Raw genomic sequence first — 17885 nt, forward strand, 5'->3', positions numbered from 1 at the left:
GATCAACCGAAACTCACGCGCCTGCACATTCCAGGGCACCTGGCCCTGCCGACCCGCACAAACAAAAAAACCGCAGCACCGGATAACCTTCACCGGTGCTGCGGAAATTTACGATCTCACTCGCCGAATGCTACCTGAAGGTGTCCAGGTAAGCGTAGAGGGCGGGGGATCCTCCGGTGTGGAGGAAGAGAACGTTGGAGCCTTTGGGGAAGGTTCCCTTGCGTACGTGGTCTACCAGGCCGGCAGCCACTTTACCGGTGTATACGGGGTCGAGGAGGATCGCCTCTTCACCGGCGAACAGCTTCACGGCCTCAACCATGGCGTCGGTGGGCAGGGAGTAGCCGGGGCCGACGTAGTCGCCGTAGCAAACCACGTCTTCACGGGCAACGCCGCCTTTGACGTCGAGGAGCTCAGCGGTCTTCTGGGCCAGACCGAAAACGATCTCTTCCTGGGCTTCCTTGGTACGGGAGACGTTGATGCCGATGACGGGGATGTTGGCGTTGATCCCGGTCATGCCCACAACCATACCGGCGTGGGTACCGGCGGAACCGGAGGGAACAACAACGTAGTCGATGTTCAGGTCCATGTCGTTGAGCTGGTTCATCAGCTCTTCGGCGCATGCAGCGTAACCCAGGGCACCGATGGGGTTAGAAGCACCGCCGGGAACGATGTAGGGCTTCTTGCCGGCAGCTTTCAGCTCTGCAGCAGTCTTCTCCATCTCAGCCATCATGTCGGAACCGCCTTCAACAACACGCTTGGACTTCACACCAAGGAGTTCGAAGAGGAAGTTGTTGCCGCTGCCGTCTTCTTTGTAAGAGCCCTTGACGCGCTCTTCGAGAACGAGGTGGCACTCGAGGCCTTCTTTGGCAGCCCAGGAAGCGGTGAGGCGGCAGTGGTTGGACTGGATGGCACCGCAGGTGATGATGGTGTCGGCACCCTTTTCGATGGCGTCGGCGATGCAGAAGTCCAGTTTACGGGTTTTGTTGCCGCCGGACGCACCGGGGAGCAGGTCGTCACGCTTGACGAAGAGGTTCACCTCGCCGCCGAGGGCTTTGCTGAGGTTTTTCATGGGCTCGACAGGAGTCTGGCCCTGGAGGTAACCGCGACGGGGAAATTTAGTGAAATTCATGGTCTTTATTTCCTTATTTGGGAGGGAATAAGCGTTTATCGGATCTATCTGCAAGGTCCGTTTAAATACGGGCGATCATGGAACCCATCACCGCCCGGATCTTCATTTACACAGCAAAAATCGCCTCGATTTCAATGGCGGCGCCCAGGGGCAGCGCGCCCACCTGAAAAGCGCTTCGGGCCGGATAAGGCTCTTTGAAATACTCTGCGTACACCTTGTTGGCTTCGGCAAAATCGGCGATGTCCGCAAGGAACACCGTCACCTTCACGGCTTTGTCGAGGGAGCTTCCACCTGCTTCGGCAACGGCCTTGAGGTTTTCAAGGGCGCGGGTGGCTTTCTCGGCGATGGTCCCTTCCACCATGGTGGAGGTGGCGGGATCGATGGGGAGGCAGCCTGAGGCAAAAACAAATCCGTTGGAAACAATCCCCTGGGAATAGGGGCCTACGGCTGCGGGTGCGTCGGGCGTCTGGATCGGCTGGGTCATAATGCGTGATATCCTTCATTATGTTGGGTTATCATGTCCATCATTGAAGGGGGAAAAGGGGACTCCCCTTTGCGCCCGTTCCAAATGTCGACATTTGACATGTATGAAGTTTTAAAGACCTCGGAAGCCTCCTGTCAAATACTTTTTTTGCCTTTTTACTAAAAAACCGTGCAAAGCCTTTCCCCGCGCATATTTCCAGGCGTTATAAAATTTTATGCCCCCTGGACGGCCCTTCCATCAGACGAGGGCCATGCACGCTGATATAGCACCATAATTTCAGATCATTAGAATACCACACCCATCATCCTCCCGACAAACAAAACCGATTTACCCATCCTGCGGTAACCACCGGCACCCCGGAGCACTTCACCGATTTCGAGGCCTTCTTCAACGCCTGGAAAACCCATCAGCGCTTTCTCATCCAGCACGCCGTCACCTTGAACAACACCTACGCCGCCCTCCACGCGGAGATGCGCCCCACGCCCCTCCTGAGCATTCTCATGGACGGATGCCTGGATACGGCAACAGACATCACCCAGGGGGGCGCCCTGTACAACAGCTCAGGCACCTCCAACATCGGCCTGGCCGATGTCACCGACTCCCTTCTGGCCGTCAAAAAACTCGTCTTCGACGACAAACGGCTCAGCCTTGCCGCCTTCAAAGAGGCCGTGGACACCCAGTTCACCCAAGCGCCCCACATCCGCGAGCTGGTCCGCAACCACGTCCCCCTGTTCGGGTCCGGAAGCAAGGAGGCCCTCTCCCTCTGCAACGAGATCACCCGCTTTTTGAGCACCACCTACCACAGCTTCACCAACCACCGCGGCGGCCCCTACACCTGCGGGTTCTGGTCCATGAGCCAGCACGTGGCCTACGGCGCCCTCTCCGGCACGCTGCCCTCAGGGCGCCTGGCCGGCAAGGCATTTACCCCCGGTCTCACCCCGGAACCCCACGCCTCGGCCAACTACCTGGACTTCATCTCCGATGTGGCCCGGCTCAACCCCGCCCACATGGACAACAACATCGCCTTCAACGTCAAACTCGTCCCCAAACCGGGGGAAAATCGCCAGAAAATCGTGGATACCATGGCCGCATACGTCACCGCCTACCTCGGCATGGGAGGCATGCAGATGCAGTTCAACGTGGTGGACTCCCGCACCCTGAAAGACGCCATGGCCCACCCGGAACACTACCCCAACCTCATCGTCCGCATCTCCGGCTACAACGCCTACTTTGTCCGCCTCAACCACGCCCAGCAGATTGAACTCATCGAACGGGCGGAGTACGGAATGACGGGATAAAAAAAAGCCTCCGGCGGCGAGGTGAGCCACCTCGAAAAGCCGCATTTGCCTCGCGCTTTGTCTCGTTTCTCGGGCCAAAGCGCAAGGGCCTTCGGCTCAAGTTCGCCCGACACAAACGCTGATGCTGTGGGCGGGCTGGCTCACAAGCTTCGACGCAACAGAATACATTGCTGCCGCTTGCCTTTGTGGATTTAACCGATCAGCCTCCGGCGGGGTCGTTTCTTTTAAAAAAAGCTCTGTAGCATGACTTCGGCGGCAACCGTAAAAGACGTGGTTAAGACTTGTTTGTCAAACTTTTTAAAATTCGGCCCCGGTAATAGCCGCCGGAGGCATGTTTCTTTTCGCCGTTGTCTGGTCGAGACTCACGCCCCAACGCCTCTTGACTTCCCGGCATTTAATCCCCATTTTGGACAGTGGATTACCTCACCTGCCACCCTTGTTTCCGTGGATATGCCATGACTGCCTTTGACCTGATCCGTCCTTACTTTCGCGAAAACCTGCGCCGCATTGCCACAGGGCTTCTCTTCCTGCTTGGCGTGGACGCCTTTCAGCTCTTTATTCCCCGCATCGTCAAGCACGCCGTGGACGCCCTGTCCGCGGGAACGGCCACGCCGCATCTCCTTGCCCGGGACGGCGGCATCATCGTTTGCTTTGCGGTGCTCATCGGCGTGTTCCGGTTCGGCTGGCGCCATTGCCTCATCGGCACCTCACGGCGGGTGGAGCGGGCCATCCGGAGCGATCTCTTTTCCCACCTGCTCACCTTAGACGCCCGCTACTTCGACACCACCCGCACAGGGGACCTCATGAGCCATGCCACCAGCGACATCAACAACATCCGCATGGCAACGGGCATGGGCATCGTCGCCGTCACCGACGCCGTGGTCCTGGGGGGCGCGGCCATCGGGTTCATGGCCTGGATCCACCCGGGGCTCACCCTCATGGCCCTGGTCCCCATGCCCTTTATCGTCCTGAGCGCCCGGGTGTTCGGCAGGCGCATGCACGCGCGCCACAAATCCGTGCAGGAAGGGCTTGCCGCCATCACCGAGCATGTGAGGGAGGCCGTGGACGGAATCCGGGTGGTCAAGGTGTTCGGCAGGGGAAAGCAGGTAGACGACAGGCTGAAGGATCTCTCCAAAGATTACGTAGGGCGGAACCTGCGGCTGGTCAGGGTCACGGGGAGCCTCATGCCCCTGATGATCTTTCTCTCGGGCATGGGCACGGCCATCGTGGTGGGGGCAGGCGGGCGGCTTGTCATCACCGGCGGCATCTCTCCGGGGGATTTCGTGGCCTTCATCAGCTACCTGGGCCTTCTCACCTGGCCCATGATGGCCCTGGGCTGGATGACCAACCTCGTCCAGCGGGGAAAAGCCTCCCTGGACCGCCTGGCCGTGATCTTCACCGAACGGCCCAAGGTGGCCGAGCCCCGTCACCCCACCCCCCTTCCAAACCCCGCAGGCCGTCTGGATATGGAGAAAGTCTCCTTCTCTTTTAACGGCTCAAGGCAGGTGTTAAGGCACATCTCCCTGGCCGTGGAGAGCGGTAAGAGCTTGGGCATCGTCGGGCCGCCGGGAAGCGGCAAGACCGCCCTGCTCTCCCTTCTGGTCCGCCTCTACGACCCCACGGGCGGAACCATACGCATGGACGGCGTGCCCTTGCCCGACCTTCCCACTGCGGACGTGAGGCGCCTTGTCCGCTTCATGCCCCAGGAGCCCTGGCTCTTCTCCGGCACCATCGAAGAGAACATCTGCGGGCTGGGCGAAGGCGCGGACACCGGCAAGCTGGACCGGGCCGTTACGGCGGCATGCCTTGCCCAGACCATCGAAGGGTTTGAAGACGGGCTGAACACCATCGTGGGCGAAAAGGGGGTGATGCTCTCCGGCGGCCAGAAGCAGCGGGTGGCCCTGGCCCGAACCCTCTACGATCCGTCCCCCGTTCTCATCCTGGACGATCCTGTCAGCCAGGTGGACACCCGCACCGCCCACCACATCATCGAGGCTGTGTTTGCCGATGCCCGCCGTACCCTGGTGGTGGCGTCTCACCGATTTGCCGCCATCGTGCCCTGTGACGAGATCCTCGTCATGGAGGAGGGGCACATCCGCGCCAGGGGCTCCCACGAACACTTGCTGGAAACGGACGAATACTACCGGGAAACCTGGCGACTCCAGAGCCTGGCCATGGAAATCGAGGAGGCAGACCATGCGTAGGGGCGGATACATCGAAGAGACAGATATCACCCAGTCCAAGGACTACCGGCTGGCGGGCCGCCTGCTCCCCTTTATCACCCCCCACCGGAAGCTTCTGGCGGCGGCCCTGCTCCTGGTGATCGTTTTGACGGGCCTTGACCTCTCCATCCCCTGGATCACCAAAGAGGCCCTGGACCGCTACATCGTTCCCGACCCGGCCAGGCCCGAAACCCGGATGATTGCCGTGGACGCCTCCAACCCCGCGGTCAACCGGTTCCTTTTCGCCCATCCTGAGCTCCGGCCAAAAGATGACGGCCCCCTTGCCATCCCCAGGGCCAGCCTAGCCAAGGCCGACCCAGAGACCCGCCTCAGGCTGCGGGCGGCCGACATGGACGGGGCCGTCAAGGCCGCCCTGCTCCTTCTGGGTGCCCTCTTTTTCAACTTCCTTTTCGGGTTCTGCCAGACCTTTGTCCTGGAGATCATGGGCCAGCGGATCATCCACGACCTGCGCCTCACCCTGTTCACCCACATCCGCAAGCTCCCGGTCTCCTGGTACCACCGGAACCCCACGGGCCGCGTGGTGACGCGCCTCACCGGGGACGTGGAAAACCTGCGGGAGATGTTCACCTCGGTCATTACCTTTGTCTTTAAAGACATTTTCCTGTTGGTTGGCATCCTGGCCATGCTGATCATTCTGGATTATCGCCTGGCCGCCGTCACCCTCATCGTCATCCCCGTGGCCGTGGCCGCGGCCATCGGTTTTGCCCGTCGGTCCCGCTCCGCCTTCCGGGACCTGCGCGTACGCATCGCCGAGATCAACGCCCACCTGGCCGAGACCATCGGCGGCATGAGCGTCATCCGCCTCTTTGCCCGGGAAAAGGAGACCGACACCGCCTTCAGGCGCCTCTCGGACCGGCACTATGACGCCGGCATGGCCCAGGTACGCATCTTTGCTCTTTTTATGCCCGTCATCGAGGTGCTCAATGCAACGGCCCTGGGTCTCATCATCTTCTACGGGGGCTACCGGGTTTTAGGGGGCTTTGCCAGCCTGGGAGTCCTTGTGGCCTACATCAGCTACCTGCGCATGTTCTTCCGCCCCATCCGGGACATCGCCGAAAAATACAATATCCTCCAGAACGCCTTCTCGTCGGCCGAACGCCTCGTTCTTATCCTCGACACCCCCGTGGCAGACGATGAACAGCCCGGCGGAAACCCGGGTGCGCCCATCGACACCATCGCCTTTGACGACCTCAGCTTTGGGTACACCGATGGAGAGCCCGTCCTTTCCAACGTCAGTTTTGCCGCCAAAAAAGGGGAGACCATCGCCATCGTGGGCCCCACGGGCGCGGGCAAGACATCCATCGTCAGCCTCCTCGTCCGGTTCTGGGATCCCCAGGGCGGCACCATCCGGGTCAACGGCCACCCCCTGGCCGAGCTGGATCCCCAAAGGTGGCGCAGCCGCATCGCCATGGTCATGCAGGACCCCTTCCTCTTTGCCGGTACCATCCGGGAGAACATCCTCCCCGAGCCGGACCGTCCCCCCGCCCCCGAAGCCCTTGACGCCGCCCTGCGCCAGGCCGGGTGCGGCTTTGTCCTGGACCGGCTGGACCAGGGCCTCGACACCCTCCTCACCGAAGGGGGCCGCCCCCTGTCCAGCGGGGAACGCCAGCTCCTCTCCATCGCCCGGGCCTTTGTAAAAAACCCCGAACTCCTCATCCTGGACGAGGCCACAAGCTATGTGGACTCGGTGAGCGAATCGGAGATCCAGGCCGCCCTGTCCCGGCTCATGGAAAACCGCACCACCTTCCTCATCGCCCACCGCCTCTCCACGGCCCGACACGCCCACCGCATCCTGGTGGTCAAGAAGGGTCGCATCGCCGAATCGGGCAGCCACGACGAGCTGATGGGCAAAAAAGGACTCTACTTTCGCATGCAGCAACTGGAAAACAGCACAGGCCATGTTCCTTCCTAAGGGTTGCGCAAACCAATTCAGTCAGGATAAGATGCAAGACAAACCGGGTTTCATTCCAGAGCCACCGTCATCAAGGAGGCCCCCATGATCATCTCGTTAAACATCGCCAAAGCCATTATTACCGACGGCCAGAACATCCTGATGCTCATGAAGGAGTACGACAACGGCCAGACTCTCTACACCCTGCCCGGCGGGCGCCAGAAAGCAGGGGAGACCCTGGAAGAGGCCGTAATCCGGGAGGTCCACGAAGAGGTGGCCGCCACTGTCAACGTCCTGGGTCTCCTGGGCGTCTACGAGCACAGCCACCCGGCACGCAAAGACCCGGAGATCACCCAGCACCATGTGGAGTTTGCCTTTCTCTGCGAACTCACCGAGCCCTACGACCCCGTCATGGGGCACGCCCCGGACCCACATCAGGTTTCCGTGGAGTGGGTCTCCAGGCAATCCCTCCAGAAGCTCACCCTCCACCCCGAAGAACTGGAAGGATTCCTCAAAGCCTTCAAGCTTCCCGACCCCCCGATCTATCTCGGGCAGATCTCGTGACATTGAAGGGCCTGAGGAAACAACTCTGCCAGTCTCCCACCGGTGCGCACGGCAGTTCCACGGGCTCCCCGGGCCTGCCCCTTACCTGATAAATCCTCCCTGCCCTTCCCTCAATTCCGGTTGGACTTTTGCTGCCTCAGGTATATGGTAAGAAGGTATGCATGAACAGCCCAGGGCCCACATCTTCAGAAGCCACCGGCATACCAAACTGATATCAAAAGCCATACAAACAAAAAAACAGCACGTATAAATGCCTTCACGCTTTATACGAAGCATAAAAAGTTCCCACGAGAAAAAGAGAAAAGAGAGGAGAAAAGAAAGATGAAAGACGTTCTGCACGCAGCAGGCGAATTCGTCACGCGCCACAGGGGGCTGGCACCCGAGACGCTGGAAACGGCCCTCATGGGTGACTTGGAGGCCCGATCAACGACGTGTGAAGTCAACGAACACGGCATCCACTGGCTCGAAGCCGGAGACGGCCCCCCCCTGGTGCTGGTCCACGGCTGGTCCTGCTCCGGTTTTTTCTGGAAACCCATGATCCCCCTGTTCAAAGAAAAATACCGGGTCCTGGCCCCGGACCTTCCCGGCCACGGCCTTTCGTCCAAGGAGCATAAGTCCTACCTTCCCGAAAAACAGGCGGAAAGGCTCCTGGCCTGGCTGTCGGAAATCGGCGTGGAACGGTTCACCCTGGTGGGGCACTCCATGGGAGGTGAAATCGCCGCCCGCATGGCCCTGCAAGCCCCGGACCGGATCCAGACCCTGACCCTGGCCGGTGCCATCGGCTTAAAGCAGGTCCTGGACCGCCTGCCCTGGTACGCCCGCCTGGCCCTGGCCCCTGTGCCCCAGAAAGTCATCAACCGGTTCCTCACGGAAAAGGCCCTGGCCCAAAGCCACCGCCTCTTCATGACCGGCCCGGGACGTCCGGACTACCCGGAGTGCACCCGGGACATCATCCTGAGCAACACCAACACGCCCATGGACCTGGCCACCCTTACCCAAACCACCCGTGACGGCCTCTTCCGGGACTTCCTCGACGGACGCGCCACCGGGATCAGTCTGCCGACCCTCTGCATCTGGGGCGAGGTGGACAAGCTCGTGCCCCTGTCCGCGGGTGAGGAGTATGCCCGCCTTATCCCCGACGCGCACCTTGCGAAAATCCCGGCCACCGGCCACATGATCCCCTGGGAAGAGCCTGAGCGCATGGCATCGGAGATCATCGGCTTTGACGACCAACACCGATAACGCCACCGTCCGTCACTGCCTCCGGCAGCCCTCCGGGGAGCCCTGCCGGAGGCCACGCTTCCATATCATATATCTGATTTTACCGATTTCTAAATGCGTTTACCCTGACGACAAAACCGCCTTTTGACTATGACACGCTCAGCGCTTTCTGATAGGATCAAACCCATTCGTGCCTGGACCGTTCACACGGTCCGATGAGAGCCGCCAGGCAGTGCCCGGGTCCATCAGGCCCAAGCAGCCCCCCGGCATATGCCGCGCACGTCGCCCCCAGAAGGCCTCACCGTAAAATGAACCAACGTCTCGGGACACATCGCCCGCGTCGTCACGATCCAACCTTTTCTTTTTAAGGAGACACACACAATGGCATCACTCAAAGGAACCCAGACCGAAAAAAACCTCCTCACCTCCTTTGCAGGGGAATCCCAGGCCCGCAACCGATACACCTACTTCGCAGCCCAGGCAAGAAAAGAGGGGTACGTCCAGATCTCTGCCATCTTCGAAGAGACCGCCAACCAGGAAAAAGAGCACGCCAAGCGATTCTTCAAGTGCCTTGAGGGCGGGGAAGCAGAGGTGAAGTGGAGCTTCCCGGCAGGGGTCATCGGAACCACCCTTGAAAACCTCAAGGCAGCAGCCGAAGGGGAGAAGGAAGAGTTCACCAGCATGTACCCCGGCTATGCCAAAGTGGCCCGTGAAGAGGGCTTCGAGGCCATCGCCGTGATGTTCGAAAGCATCTGCGTCGCCGAAGAGCACCACGAAAACCGCTACCGCGCCCTGGCCGCCAACATCGAAGAAGGAAAAGTCTTCAAACGCGAAGCCGGCACCGTCTGGGCCTGCCGCAACTGCGGGTACATCCACACCGGCGAAGAGGCCCCTGTCAGTTGCCCGGCCTGCGCCCACCCCCAGGCCCACTTTGAGCTGAAGCCCGACAATTATTAATGGTTACAATGTAACCAGCATAAAAAAGGCCCCCGGTGATCCGGGGGCCTTTTTTAATCATGACACGACAAAACCGGGGTTTATCGAAACTCGAAGGTGTGCTCCCGCTCGGTGCTCACCTCCCCCACCACCCCGGTAATGGTGTTGTCCGTTCCTTTGTGGGTCCAGACCGTCACCTCATGGGGAAAAAGGCCCCCGGGGGTATCGAAGGGAACGCTGTGATAGTAAGTGTCGTGGCCGAAGCTCACGGCCCAGTAATAGGAGGGCACGTCCCCACCGTTGGCCCTCAGTTCAATGAAGGCCTCGTCCTTGGCCTTGGTCATCTTGTAGGCGATGCGCCCGTTGACAATGGCCCAGGGTTTGTAGATCCCGTTGAAAAACCCGTTGGGAAATCCGTTGAACTTCAGCACCAGCTTCTTCTCACCGGTGGTGGCCGGGGGGGCAACGGCCTTGATGGTCACCTCGCACACCCTGCCGTTTGACGCCGTCCAGTGGGACCCGCCATACTCCGGCCCCTGGCCCTTGGGAACGTGCCTCAGCACGGCAAGGGTCTCGGTTCCGCGGGACGCTGAACCCCCTTTTGCAAGGACCCACTCTCCCTTTGCACTGCCGCAGTCCCGGCCGTAAAGCCCCCCTGTGCCGAAGAGCGTTCGGAATACAGGACAGGCCCCTTCCGACACCACCTCTTCGTACAAGCCGTTTTCCACGCCCTGAACCGGAGACGCCACCTCCACATACCGGGGCATCCGAATGGTGATGAGGCGCTGATCCGGCCCGGAGTCGGTGACGGACTCGTCCACCCGCTCCACCGTGGACTCCGGGACGCCCACGGTCTGGCCGGCCACGGTGTAGTAGACCATGCCGTTTTCTTTGTAGTACGTATCGGTGAGGATCTCCCGGCCGCTCTTCATGTAGATCACCGCTGCGTCGGCGGCCGTGGCCCCGACAAAAAGAGCACAAAAAACAACCCATGCTATCCGCTTCATACGTGTCCCTTTTTTGATAATGGTGTATTGAAAAAATCCGGTGGACAAACCGTCCCTAAATGACATACCCCCAACAAAGAGCAAGAATCAAGGGGGATAAGCAAAGAACGCCCGGCAGGCAGGTTGCCGGGACATGAAAAACAGACGTCACCCAAAAACGATGTCCACAGGGTTCGCAAGGTTTCATCACAATCCTCCGGCAGCAAGGAGTGCCACCTTGAACGCCCGCTTCCCACAAGAATTATTCCCTCAATATTTCAACTGGTTGATATCCAAAACAACCATCCATAGCAAAATCCCCATGAGATAGCCCTGCGACACCGACGCTGCCCTGTGGACAGACTCGGTTTCCGGTGTTATAGTCCGCACTCCTTGGCGCACTTCGGTCGGCGCCATCCACTTCCGTCCCGCAGTTCCGCGGACCAGGGAGTCCAACACACAAGCCCGGCCCAGGCCGACCCATGACTGCCGATGTATCCATGGCTCAGGGGCAGGGTGATCCCGGAGTTTTCTTCCCCATGTTATTTTCACAGCTCGGCCTTTCCGCCGAATTGTTGCGCGCGATAGCGGATCAGGGCTATGAGCAGGCCACCCCGATCCAGGAGCAGGCAATCCCTCTCGTTCTCAAAGGCCATGATGTCCTTGCCGGCGCCCAGACCGGCACCGGCAAAACCGCAGGCTTTGCCCTGCCCATGCTCCAGCGAATGCAGGCCAACCCCATCAAAGGCAAGCGCCGCGTGGTCAGGGCCCTGGTCCTGGTCCCCACACGGGAGCTGGCCGCCCAGGTCGGCGACAGCATCCGCGATTACAGCAAGTACATATCCTGCCACACCGCCGTGATTTTCGGCGGCGTGGGCATCAACCCCCAGATTTCCAAGCTCAGAAGGGGCGTGGACATTGTCGTGGCCACCCCGGGCCGTCTCCTGGACCACCTGCAGCGGGGCACCATTGACCTCAGCAGGGTGGAAACCCTGGTCCTGGACGAAGCCGACCGCATGCTGGACATGGGCTTTATCCACGACATCCGCAAGGTGATGACCGAGCTTCCCAAGGAGCGCCAGACCCTGTTGTTCTCGGCCACCTTTTCCAAGGAGATCAAAAAACTCTCCAGCGACCTGCTCAACGCCCCCTCCACCATCCAGGTGGCGCGGCAGAACACCGCCGCCGAGCGCGTGACCCAGGTGGTCCACCCCGTGGACCGCACCCGAAAACTGGAGCTGCTCTCCCACATGATCGGTGCCAACAACTGGAGCCAGGTCCTGGTCTTCACCCGCACCAAGCACGGGGCAAACTGGGTCAGCAAGCAGCTCCAGCGCAACGGATTGATCTCGGACGCCATCCACGGCAACAAGTCCCAGAATGCCAGGACCCGGGCCCTCAACGATTTTAAAAACGGAAAAGTCAGGGTCCTTGTGGCAACAGACATCGCTGCCCGGGGCCTGGACATCGAACAGCTTCCCCACGTGGTGAACTACGAGCTCCCCAACGTGCCCGAGGACTACGTGCACCGCATCGGCCGCACCGGCCGCGCCGGGCAGGACGGCCACGCCGTCTCCCTGGTGTGCGTGGATGAAAACAAGCTGCTCTCCGACATCCAGCGGCTCCTCAAGCGCAAGATCACCACCGAGGTCATCCCGGGCTATGAGCCGGATCCGTCCATCGCGCCCGAACCCATCCTCAAGCGCAAAGGCAGGCGCCCTGCACGCACCGGACGCTCCGGGGCACGGCCCCAGCAGACCGCCCGCAGAACAGGCGGAAACGGCAACCGCAGCAGCTCCGGCGGCAACCGCCAGGGCGGACACAGCCGTTCCGGCGGCGGTCGCCAGCGTCGCGCGAGCTGATCTTAAAGCCGCATTCAATGCACACGTGGCCGTGCTGAATCCCCCAGGGGCGTTCGGCACGGTCATCTCCTCCCCTCCTTTTTATCTTCCTGAGAAACTATTCAGTTCCGATAAGATGCCTCCGGCGACAAGGTGTGCCACCCTGAAAGCAGGGTGCGGGTGTGCTTTGCCCCTCGTTCCTCGGGTCAAGCCACATCCGCCTTCAAAGGACGCTGCATCCAAGAAGAATAGCCACCCCTTAACCCACTGTAATAACCTTTTATTTACCTCATCCAATCGCTTTTTCAGCGAACATTTAGTCTATATCATGCAACACAGAACACAGCGGTGTGTGCCTTAAGGAGAGAGCAGCACCCTCACAGCCTCTTTGCCAACTTTTTAAAACAGTTGCCCATGGGAAATCCCCAGCGGAAGGCGACAGAGCATCACTAAATATAGCAAAACTCGATATAGACATACATACTTATTGAAACTAAAAATTTGATCCCCTTTTTTAAAAAATATAGTCATAGGGCTTTTGTTGATCCGTGGCCTTAAAAGCCCCATCGTTTTTTTAATTAAGGAGTTTGTTGTGCATCCCGTTTTTCGTTCTCTATCCTGCCTGATCCTTCTACTTGTCCTTGCCGCACCGGCATCTGCCAACCCCTTTCTCACCGACAGCAGCCTTGAGCTGAGGCTGCGGGCCACAGGTGAAAATGCCCGCACCGACTCGGGGTACGGCCCTGAAACCTCACGAAACCAATCCGCAGGGGTCTTTAGCCTTCACTATGCATCCGGCCTGTTCAAAAACTGCATTGGCGTGGATGCCGTGGCCTACCACGTCATTCCCTTTAAATACGACAAAAAAAACGCTGCAAACACATACGGAAAAGACGAAACCTTTTTTCAGGAAGGAAAAAACGGTTTTGGAAAAGTGGGGGTCAGCGTCCGTATCATCCCCAATGACAACCTCCTGCTTCGCTATGGGCGCATGGAATCCGACCACGTCCTCCTGGGCCCAGGGGACTACAGAACCACCCCACGCATGTATGAACTGGTATCCGGTCAAATCTCCTGGGAGCCTGTCACCCTGACCCTGATGCATGTCATGGGCGGCAGCGACTACTCCGACGACACCTTTCACAAATTCGGCCCCTACAAAGGGGACTGGCGGGACGGGATCGTTGATCCGCAGCCGGTTCAGATTGCTGATCTTCGATTTGAAAAAGGGCCCTTCGGCCTCAAAGCAGCCCATGGGCGCCAAAAAGAAATTCTTGAATATACCTTTCTGGAAGGAACCTGGTTCCATACGTTTTCTGACCTCTGGAACATCCAGACCGCTGGCGGGTACCGTCTCAAAAACGACACAAAACCCCAACACGAGGATATCGACCATACCCTCGGTATGGTGGGCGGCCAGGTGATCCTGACCCGAAAAAACACATGGGTGAAGTTCGCGATCTCCGATGTTGAGAAAAACACCGACTTCTTCGAATCCATCGACGGAACCATGGGAACGGACTGGGCCTTGAATGGCTCTACCCTGGCCGGTTGCAAGGACAATGGCTATTACACCACCGGGGTCCAGGGCATCTTCAACCATGACGGAGAGACCGCCCAGAAAATCGAAATCGGCCACGATATCACAGCAGGCCTCCTCTCCGGGCTTTCCGCATCAGCCTACTACGTGGAAGGACGCAACCTCCACGACGGCTCGGAGTATGTGGATAACTTGAGGCAGCATGAGTACGGCGGCCGCCTTGCCTATGCCCCCCCTGCCCTCCCCGGCCTCGCCCTTGAGATAGAGCACGGAAGCAACACCATGAAATCCGACGGGGAGTACGGCATGGACCAGAAGATATCCAACACCCAGGTGAATGTGACTTACACCATGACCCTTTTTTAAAATGAGCGGAGCAACCATGCACATCAAACAGACAATCCAGGTCATGGTCCTGGCGTGCGCTTTGCTATCCTCAGCGTTTGTCTCCCCCGCCGTTGCAGCACACGCCGTGATCAAGATCGACTGCTGCAAGCCCGGCGGCTGCTTTATCGTAACGAAAAGCCGTTTTGGGAAACGCCACCAGGCCAAGCGCTTCGACTCCAAAGAGCAAGCCGAGGCCTTTATCAAAACCCTCTCCCCGCGGCTGAAGCACATGCACCCCCGAGCCGTAGAAACCGACTGACCAACCCCGCGCCCCTCCTCCGCACGTACCTTTAGATGGCGTGCGGCGGAGGCACGTTCAAGGGTTAACCCTCGCTGACTTCTTGCAGAAACGCTCTCAGGGAAATGGGGTGACGAGTCAGGCCCAGTTTTTTCCGCAGGTGGTGCCGGTGGGTGTTGACGCTTCCCACGGAGATGCAGAGCAGGTCGGCGATCTCCTTGGTGCTTTTGCCGGATTTGATGAGATGGGCGATGCGGGTCTCCCGGGGCGTCAGGTTCCAGCCTGAGGTGGCCAGGGCCTCTGAAAAGGGGGAGGTGAACTCATCCAGGCCAGCCTCGGCCACCCTGAGAAACGATCGCTGGCGAGGGGTGAGGCCCGTGGCTTTGAGGTCTTCCAGGGGCTGGCGGACAAGATGGGTAACGTTGGCGGCAAGGCGGGTTTCCAAAAGCCCCTTGTCCTCTGTTTTCAGGGCCATCACCGTCCTCAGGGCCGACTTCAGCTCGGCCACCTGTGCCTCCAGCTCGCGGACCCGGGCCTCTGCTTTCGTCCTGGGGGTGACATCATGGATAAAGGCAAGCACGCCGCTGACCCTGCCAGTGCTGTCCACAACCGGGGCGTGATACGAATTCCAGAGGGTCGTTACCTTTTTGTCCCCGAGGTCGGCCTCCAGAACCATGTTACTCAGGGCCATGGGGCGCCCATGGTCCAGGGTGCGGGCCAGAATGGGTTTCAGCCGCTCCGTGCACGCCGGGACGCAATCAAAATAGGAGACACCCCTGCCCACCTCGGGAACCCCAAGGTTGTAGCGGGACAGGATCTCGGCATATCCCCGGTTGTACCCTGTGAGGGCAAACCGCTGATCCAGCAGCAAGGCGGCCACCGGCATGTCGGCTTCCATGAGGTCTCTGGCTGTCTTTTCCGCATACACCGGCGCTCTCCCATGCGTTGCTTTCACAGATTCTCTCCTTCCATCCAGGTGCGTTATGCCGTGACGATATATCGCCACCGGTTGCCGTTCCCACCCATGTTATCCCATGGGGGCCAAAGGGCAAGCCTTAGCCCGACTATAGAGCCCTGTGCCTACTTTTCTCTGCACTCTTTCCATATGGACTTCCCAATGTCCCACGATAGACTGAGGGGCATCAGATAACGGTCGGGGAGCCTGCCCCGGCCCCACAACAGGGAGAAGATACATGGCCGCAGAGCTGGTTATCAAAAATGGACACATCATCACCGTCGACAGCGACAACAGCATCCGGGAAGCCGTGGCGGTGTCAGCAGGACGCATCGTCGCCGTGGGCACAAATGAAGAGATGGCCCCCCACATCGGGCCCGCCACCCGGGTTCTCGACCTCCAGGGCCACACCATGCTGCCCGGGATCAACGACACCCACATGCACGGCCCCTACTTCGGTGCCACCCGGCCTCCCCTGGCCCTGGACCTCACGGCCCCTGCGGTAACCTCCATCGAGGAGATGGTGGGTGCCCTGAAGGCCAAGGTGGCCGAGACACCTGCCGGAGAATGGATCCGCGGGTTCGGCTGGGATGTGGGGACCCTGAAGGAGTGCAAAAACGACCCGTCCCGCATGCCTCGGAGATCGGACATCGACGCGGTCTCACCGGACAACCCCGTGGTGTTCAACGACTTTTCCGGCCACACCCTGCTGGTGAACAGCAAGGCCCTTGAGATAGCGGGCATCACCGCCCGGACCCCGGCCCCACCTTCGGGGGAGATGGAGCGAGACCTTGCCACCGGAGAGCCAACCGGTCTCTTCAAGGAACCGGCGGCCATCGCCATGGTCTCCACCCACATTCCCCTTTTGACCCGGGAGGAAAAGCGCCAGGCCGTGCTCACCGGCATTTACGAACTCAACAAAAACGGCATCACCAGCTTTACGGACGCGGCCATCGGCCCGGGGGGCGAGACCATGCTCTTCGGGGTCATGAGCGGCGAGTTCGTGGAGATCTACCGGGAGCTTCTTAGTGAAGGAAAACTCACCGTCCGCACCAACGTGCTCCTTCTCCTGGGAGACTACGGGGCCCTGACCCTTGAAGACATCCAAAAAAACATGGCCGGCTTCCCCATCCCCGGGGACACCGACCCGCACAGGCTTCAATTCTCCGGGGTCAAGATGTTTGCAGACGGGGTCCCCCTCACCGGCACCAGCTGGATGAAGGAGCCTTACGAGGCCGGAGGATACGGAGCCTCCGTGGTCCCGGGAGACACCGAAGAGGAGAAACGGGACAACCTCAAGGAGATGGTGAACTACGTCCACTCCAAAGGCTTTATGGCAGGCATCCACGCCACGGGCGACCGGGCCGTAGACGCCGCTGCCGAGGCCTTTATGTACGCCTGTGACAACAACCCCGATGTGGCCGTAAGGCACCAGCTCATCCACGGGGACTTCATGGCCCCTGAGACCACCCGGGCTTTAGGCAATTACCCCTGCGGGGTCTCCATGCAGCCCACCATCGGCGCCATGATCTCCGACTTCGAGGTTGCCGTGGTGGGCGCCAAAAGGGCAGCAAAGGAGTTTCCCGCGCGCATGGTCCAGGAGAGCGGCCTGGTCCTCACCTTCAGCTGCGATGCACCGGTCACCCTGCCCAACTGGCGCCAGGGTGTTCAGGCTGCGATACTGCGAGAAAACGCGGTATCCGGAAGGGTCAACGGACCGGAAGAACGCATCACGCGGGAAGAGGCGATCCGTGCCTACACCCTGAACGGCGCCTGGCAGGACAACATGGAAAAAGAAAAAGGATCCATCGAGGTAGGAAAAGTGGCTGATTTCTGCATCCTGGGGGAGGACATCCTCACCGTGGACGCCCGCCGCATCGGGGAGATCCCGGTGCTGGCAACGGTATTCAACGGGGAGATCGTCTTTGACGAGAGCAAGGGGTTGTTCGGCGAGTAAAGAGCCGGGAACCTGCGGTGAATCCGAAGGCCCGTCACACGGCCTTCGGGTTGCCGCCCGGACTGGAGGGGCCCGGTGAGGCGCCTCGGCGCACTGGCAGGGGCATGGGTATATTTCAGATTGTACCCAGGCATGGTGTTCAACATGAAATATGGAGGTAAATAATACCCCCGCCGCCCCTTGGCGACCCCACCGGGACCCGACACCGATGCTAT

The 17885-nt window shown here is 59.9% G+C and carries 15 protein-coding genes and 1 pseudogene; 11 read left to right on the plus strand and 5 right to left on the minus strand.

What is annotated here, in order from left to right; genetic code table 11:
- Positions 1-130: 130 nt before the first annotated feature.
- The 3 genes from cuyA to ACOYW1_RS21865 all read right to left on the minus strand — a co-directional run bounded on the left by cuyA (position 131) and on the right by ACOYW1_RS21865 (position 2041).
- Positions 131-1129: a D-cysteate sulfo-lyase gene (gene cuyA, locus ACOYW1_RS21855; RefSeq protein WP_180139461.1), complete on the minus strand. Its 999-nt coding sequence runs from the start codon at positions 1127-1129 to the stop codon at positions 131-133.
- A gap of 106 nt (positions 1130-1235) precedes the next feature.
- Positions 1236-1613, minus strand: coding sequence for a RidA family protein (locus tag ACOYW1_RS21860; RefSeq protein ID WP_092208575.1), 378 nt, complete (start codon positions 1611-1613; stop codon positions 1236-1238).
- Positions 1614-1897: 284 nt separating this feature from the next.
- On the minus strand, positions 1898-2041 hold the full coding sequence (locus ACOYW1_RS21865) for a hypothetical protein (protein WP_482419725.1): 144 nt from the start codon (positions 2039-2041) through the stop codon (positions 1898-1900).
- On the opposite strand from ACOYW1_RS21865, the pseudogene ACOYW1_RS21870 reads away from it, so the two are divergent.
- The 7 genes and pseudogenes from ACOYW1_RS21870 to rbr all read left to right on the plus strand — a co-directional run.
- Positions 2015-2428: pseudogene (locus ACOYW1_RS21870) on the plus strand (pyruvate formate lyase family protein); the annotation flags it as partial. The gene ACOYW1_RS21865 and the pseudogene ACOYW1_RS21870 overlap by 27 nt on opposite strands.
- 36 nt (positions 2429-2464) lie before the next feature.
- Entirely contained in the window at positions 2465-2911 is a 447-nt protein-coding gene (locus ACOYW1_RS21875; RefSeq protein ID WP_482423794.1) for a glycine radical domain-containing protein, read from the plus strand.
- A 455-nt stretch (positions 2912-3366) separates the two neighbouring features.
- Positions 3367-5115 (plus strand): ABC transporter ATP-binding protein, encoded by a 1749-nt coding sequence (locus ACOYW1_RS21880; RefSeq protein ID WP_482419726.1) that lies wholly within the window; start codon positions 3367-3369, stop codon positions 5113-5115.
- On the plus strand, positions 5108-7066 hold the full coding sequence (locus tag ACOYW1_RS21885; RefSeq protein ID WP_482419727.1) for an ABC transporter ATP-binding protein: 1959 nt from the start codon (positions 5108-5110) through the stop codon (positions 7064-7066). Before ACOYW1_RS21880 ends, ACOYW1_RS21885 begins: the two co-directional genes overlap by 8 nt.
- Before the next feature lie 84 nt (positions 7067-7150).
- Complete coding sequence (locus ACOYW1_RS21890; RefSeq protein ID WP_482419728.1) at positions 7151-7609, plus strand: NUDIX domain-containing protein; 459 nt, start codon at positions 7151-7153, stop codon at positions 7607-7609.
- Positions 7610-7930: 321 nt separating this feature from the next.
- Positions 7931-8851 (plus strand): alpha/beta fold hydrolase, encoded by a 921-nt coding sequence (locus ACOYW1_RS21895; RefSeq protein ID WP_482419729.1) that lies wholly within the window; start codon positions 7931-7933, stop codon positions 8849-8851.
- Positions 8852-9211: 360 nt separating this feature from the next.
- A complete protein-coding gene (gene rbr / locus ACOYW1_RS21900) occupies positions 9212-9787 on the plus strand; it encodes a rubrerythrin (RefSeq protein WP_482419730.1) in 576 nt (191 codons plus the stop codon).
- Between the two features lie 80 nt (positions 9788-9867).
- On the opposite strand, the gene ACOYW1_RS21905 is transcribed toward rbr, so the two are convergent.
- Positions 9868-10773 carry a hypothetical protein gene (locus tag ACOYW1_RS21905; RefSeq protein ID WP_482419731.1) on the minus strand — a complete coding sequence of 302 codons (906 nt, stop codon included), beginning with the start codon at positions 10771-10773 and terminating at the stop codon, positions 9868-9870.
- A 518-nt stretch (positions 10774-11291) separates the two neighbouring features.
- On the opposite strand from ACOYW1_RS21905, the gene ACOYW1_RS21910 reads away from it, so the two are divergent.
- From ACOYW1_RS21910 to ACOYW1_RS21920, 3 genes are all read left to right on the plus strand, one after another.
- Positions 11292-12614, plus strand: a complete 1323-nt coding sequence (locus ACOYW1_RS21910) for a DEAD/DEAH box helicase (RefSeq protein WP_482419732.1) — start codon at positions 11292-11294, stop codon at positions 12612-12614.
- A gap of 571 nt (positions 12615-13185) precedes the next feature.
- Positions 13186-14499, plus strand: a complete 1314-nt coding sequence (locus ACOYW1_RS21915; RefSeq protein WP_482419733.1) for an OprD family outer membrane porin — start codon at positions 13186-13188, stop codon at positions 14497-14499.
- A 16-nt stretch (positions 14500-14515) separates the two neighbouring features.
- Entirely contained in the window at positions 14516-14779 is a 264-nt protein-coding gene (locus tag ACOYW1_RS21920) for a hypothetical protein (protein WP_482419734.1), read from the plus strand.
- Positions 14780-14843: 64 nt separating this feature from the next.
- Here the strand turns inward: ACOYW1_RS21920 and ACOYW1_RS21925 are convergent, their stop codons facing one another.
- Positions 14844-15713 (minus strand): LuxR C-terminal-related transcriptional regulator, encoded by an 870-nt coding sequence (locus tag ACOYW1_RS21925; RefSeq protein ID WP_482419735.1) that lies wholly within the window; start codon positions 15711-15713, stop codon positions 14844-14846.
- A 238-nt stretch (positions 15714-15951) separates the two neighbouring features.
- On the opposite strand from ACOYW1_RS21925, the gene ACOYW1_RS21930 reads away from it, so the two are divergent.
- On the plus strand, positions 15952-17670 hold the full coding sequence (locus tag ACOYW1_RS21930; protein ID WP_482419736.1) for an amidohydrolase: 1719 nt from the start codon (positions 15952-15954) through the stop codon (positions 17668-17670).
- The last annotated feature ends 215 nt before the right edge of the window (positions 17671-17885 follow it).

Source organism: Desulfoluna sp. CYM3A, assembly GCF_056829965.1.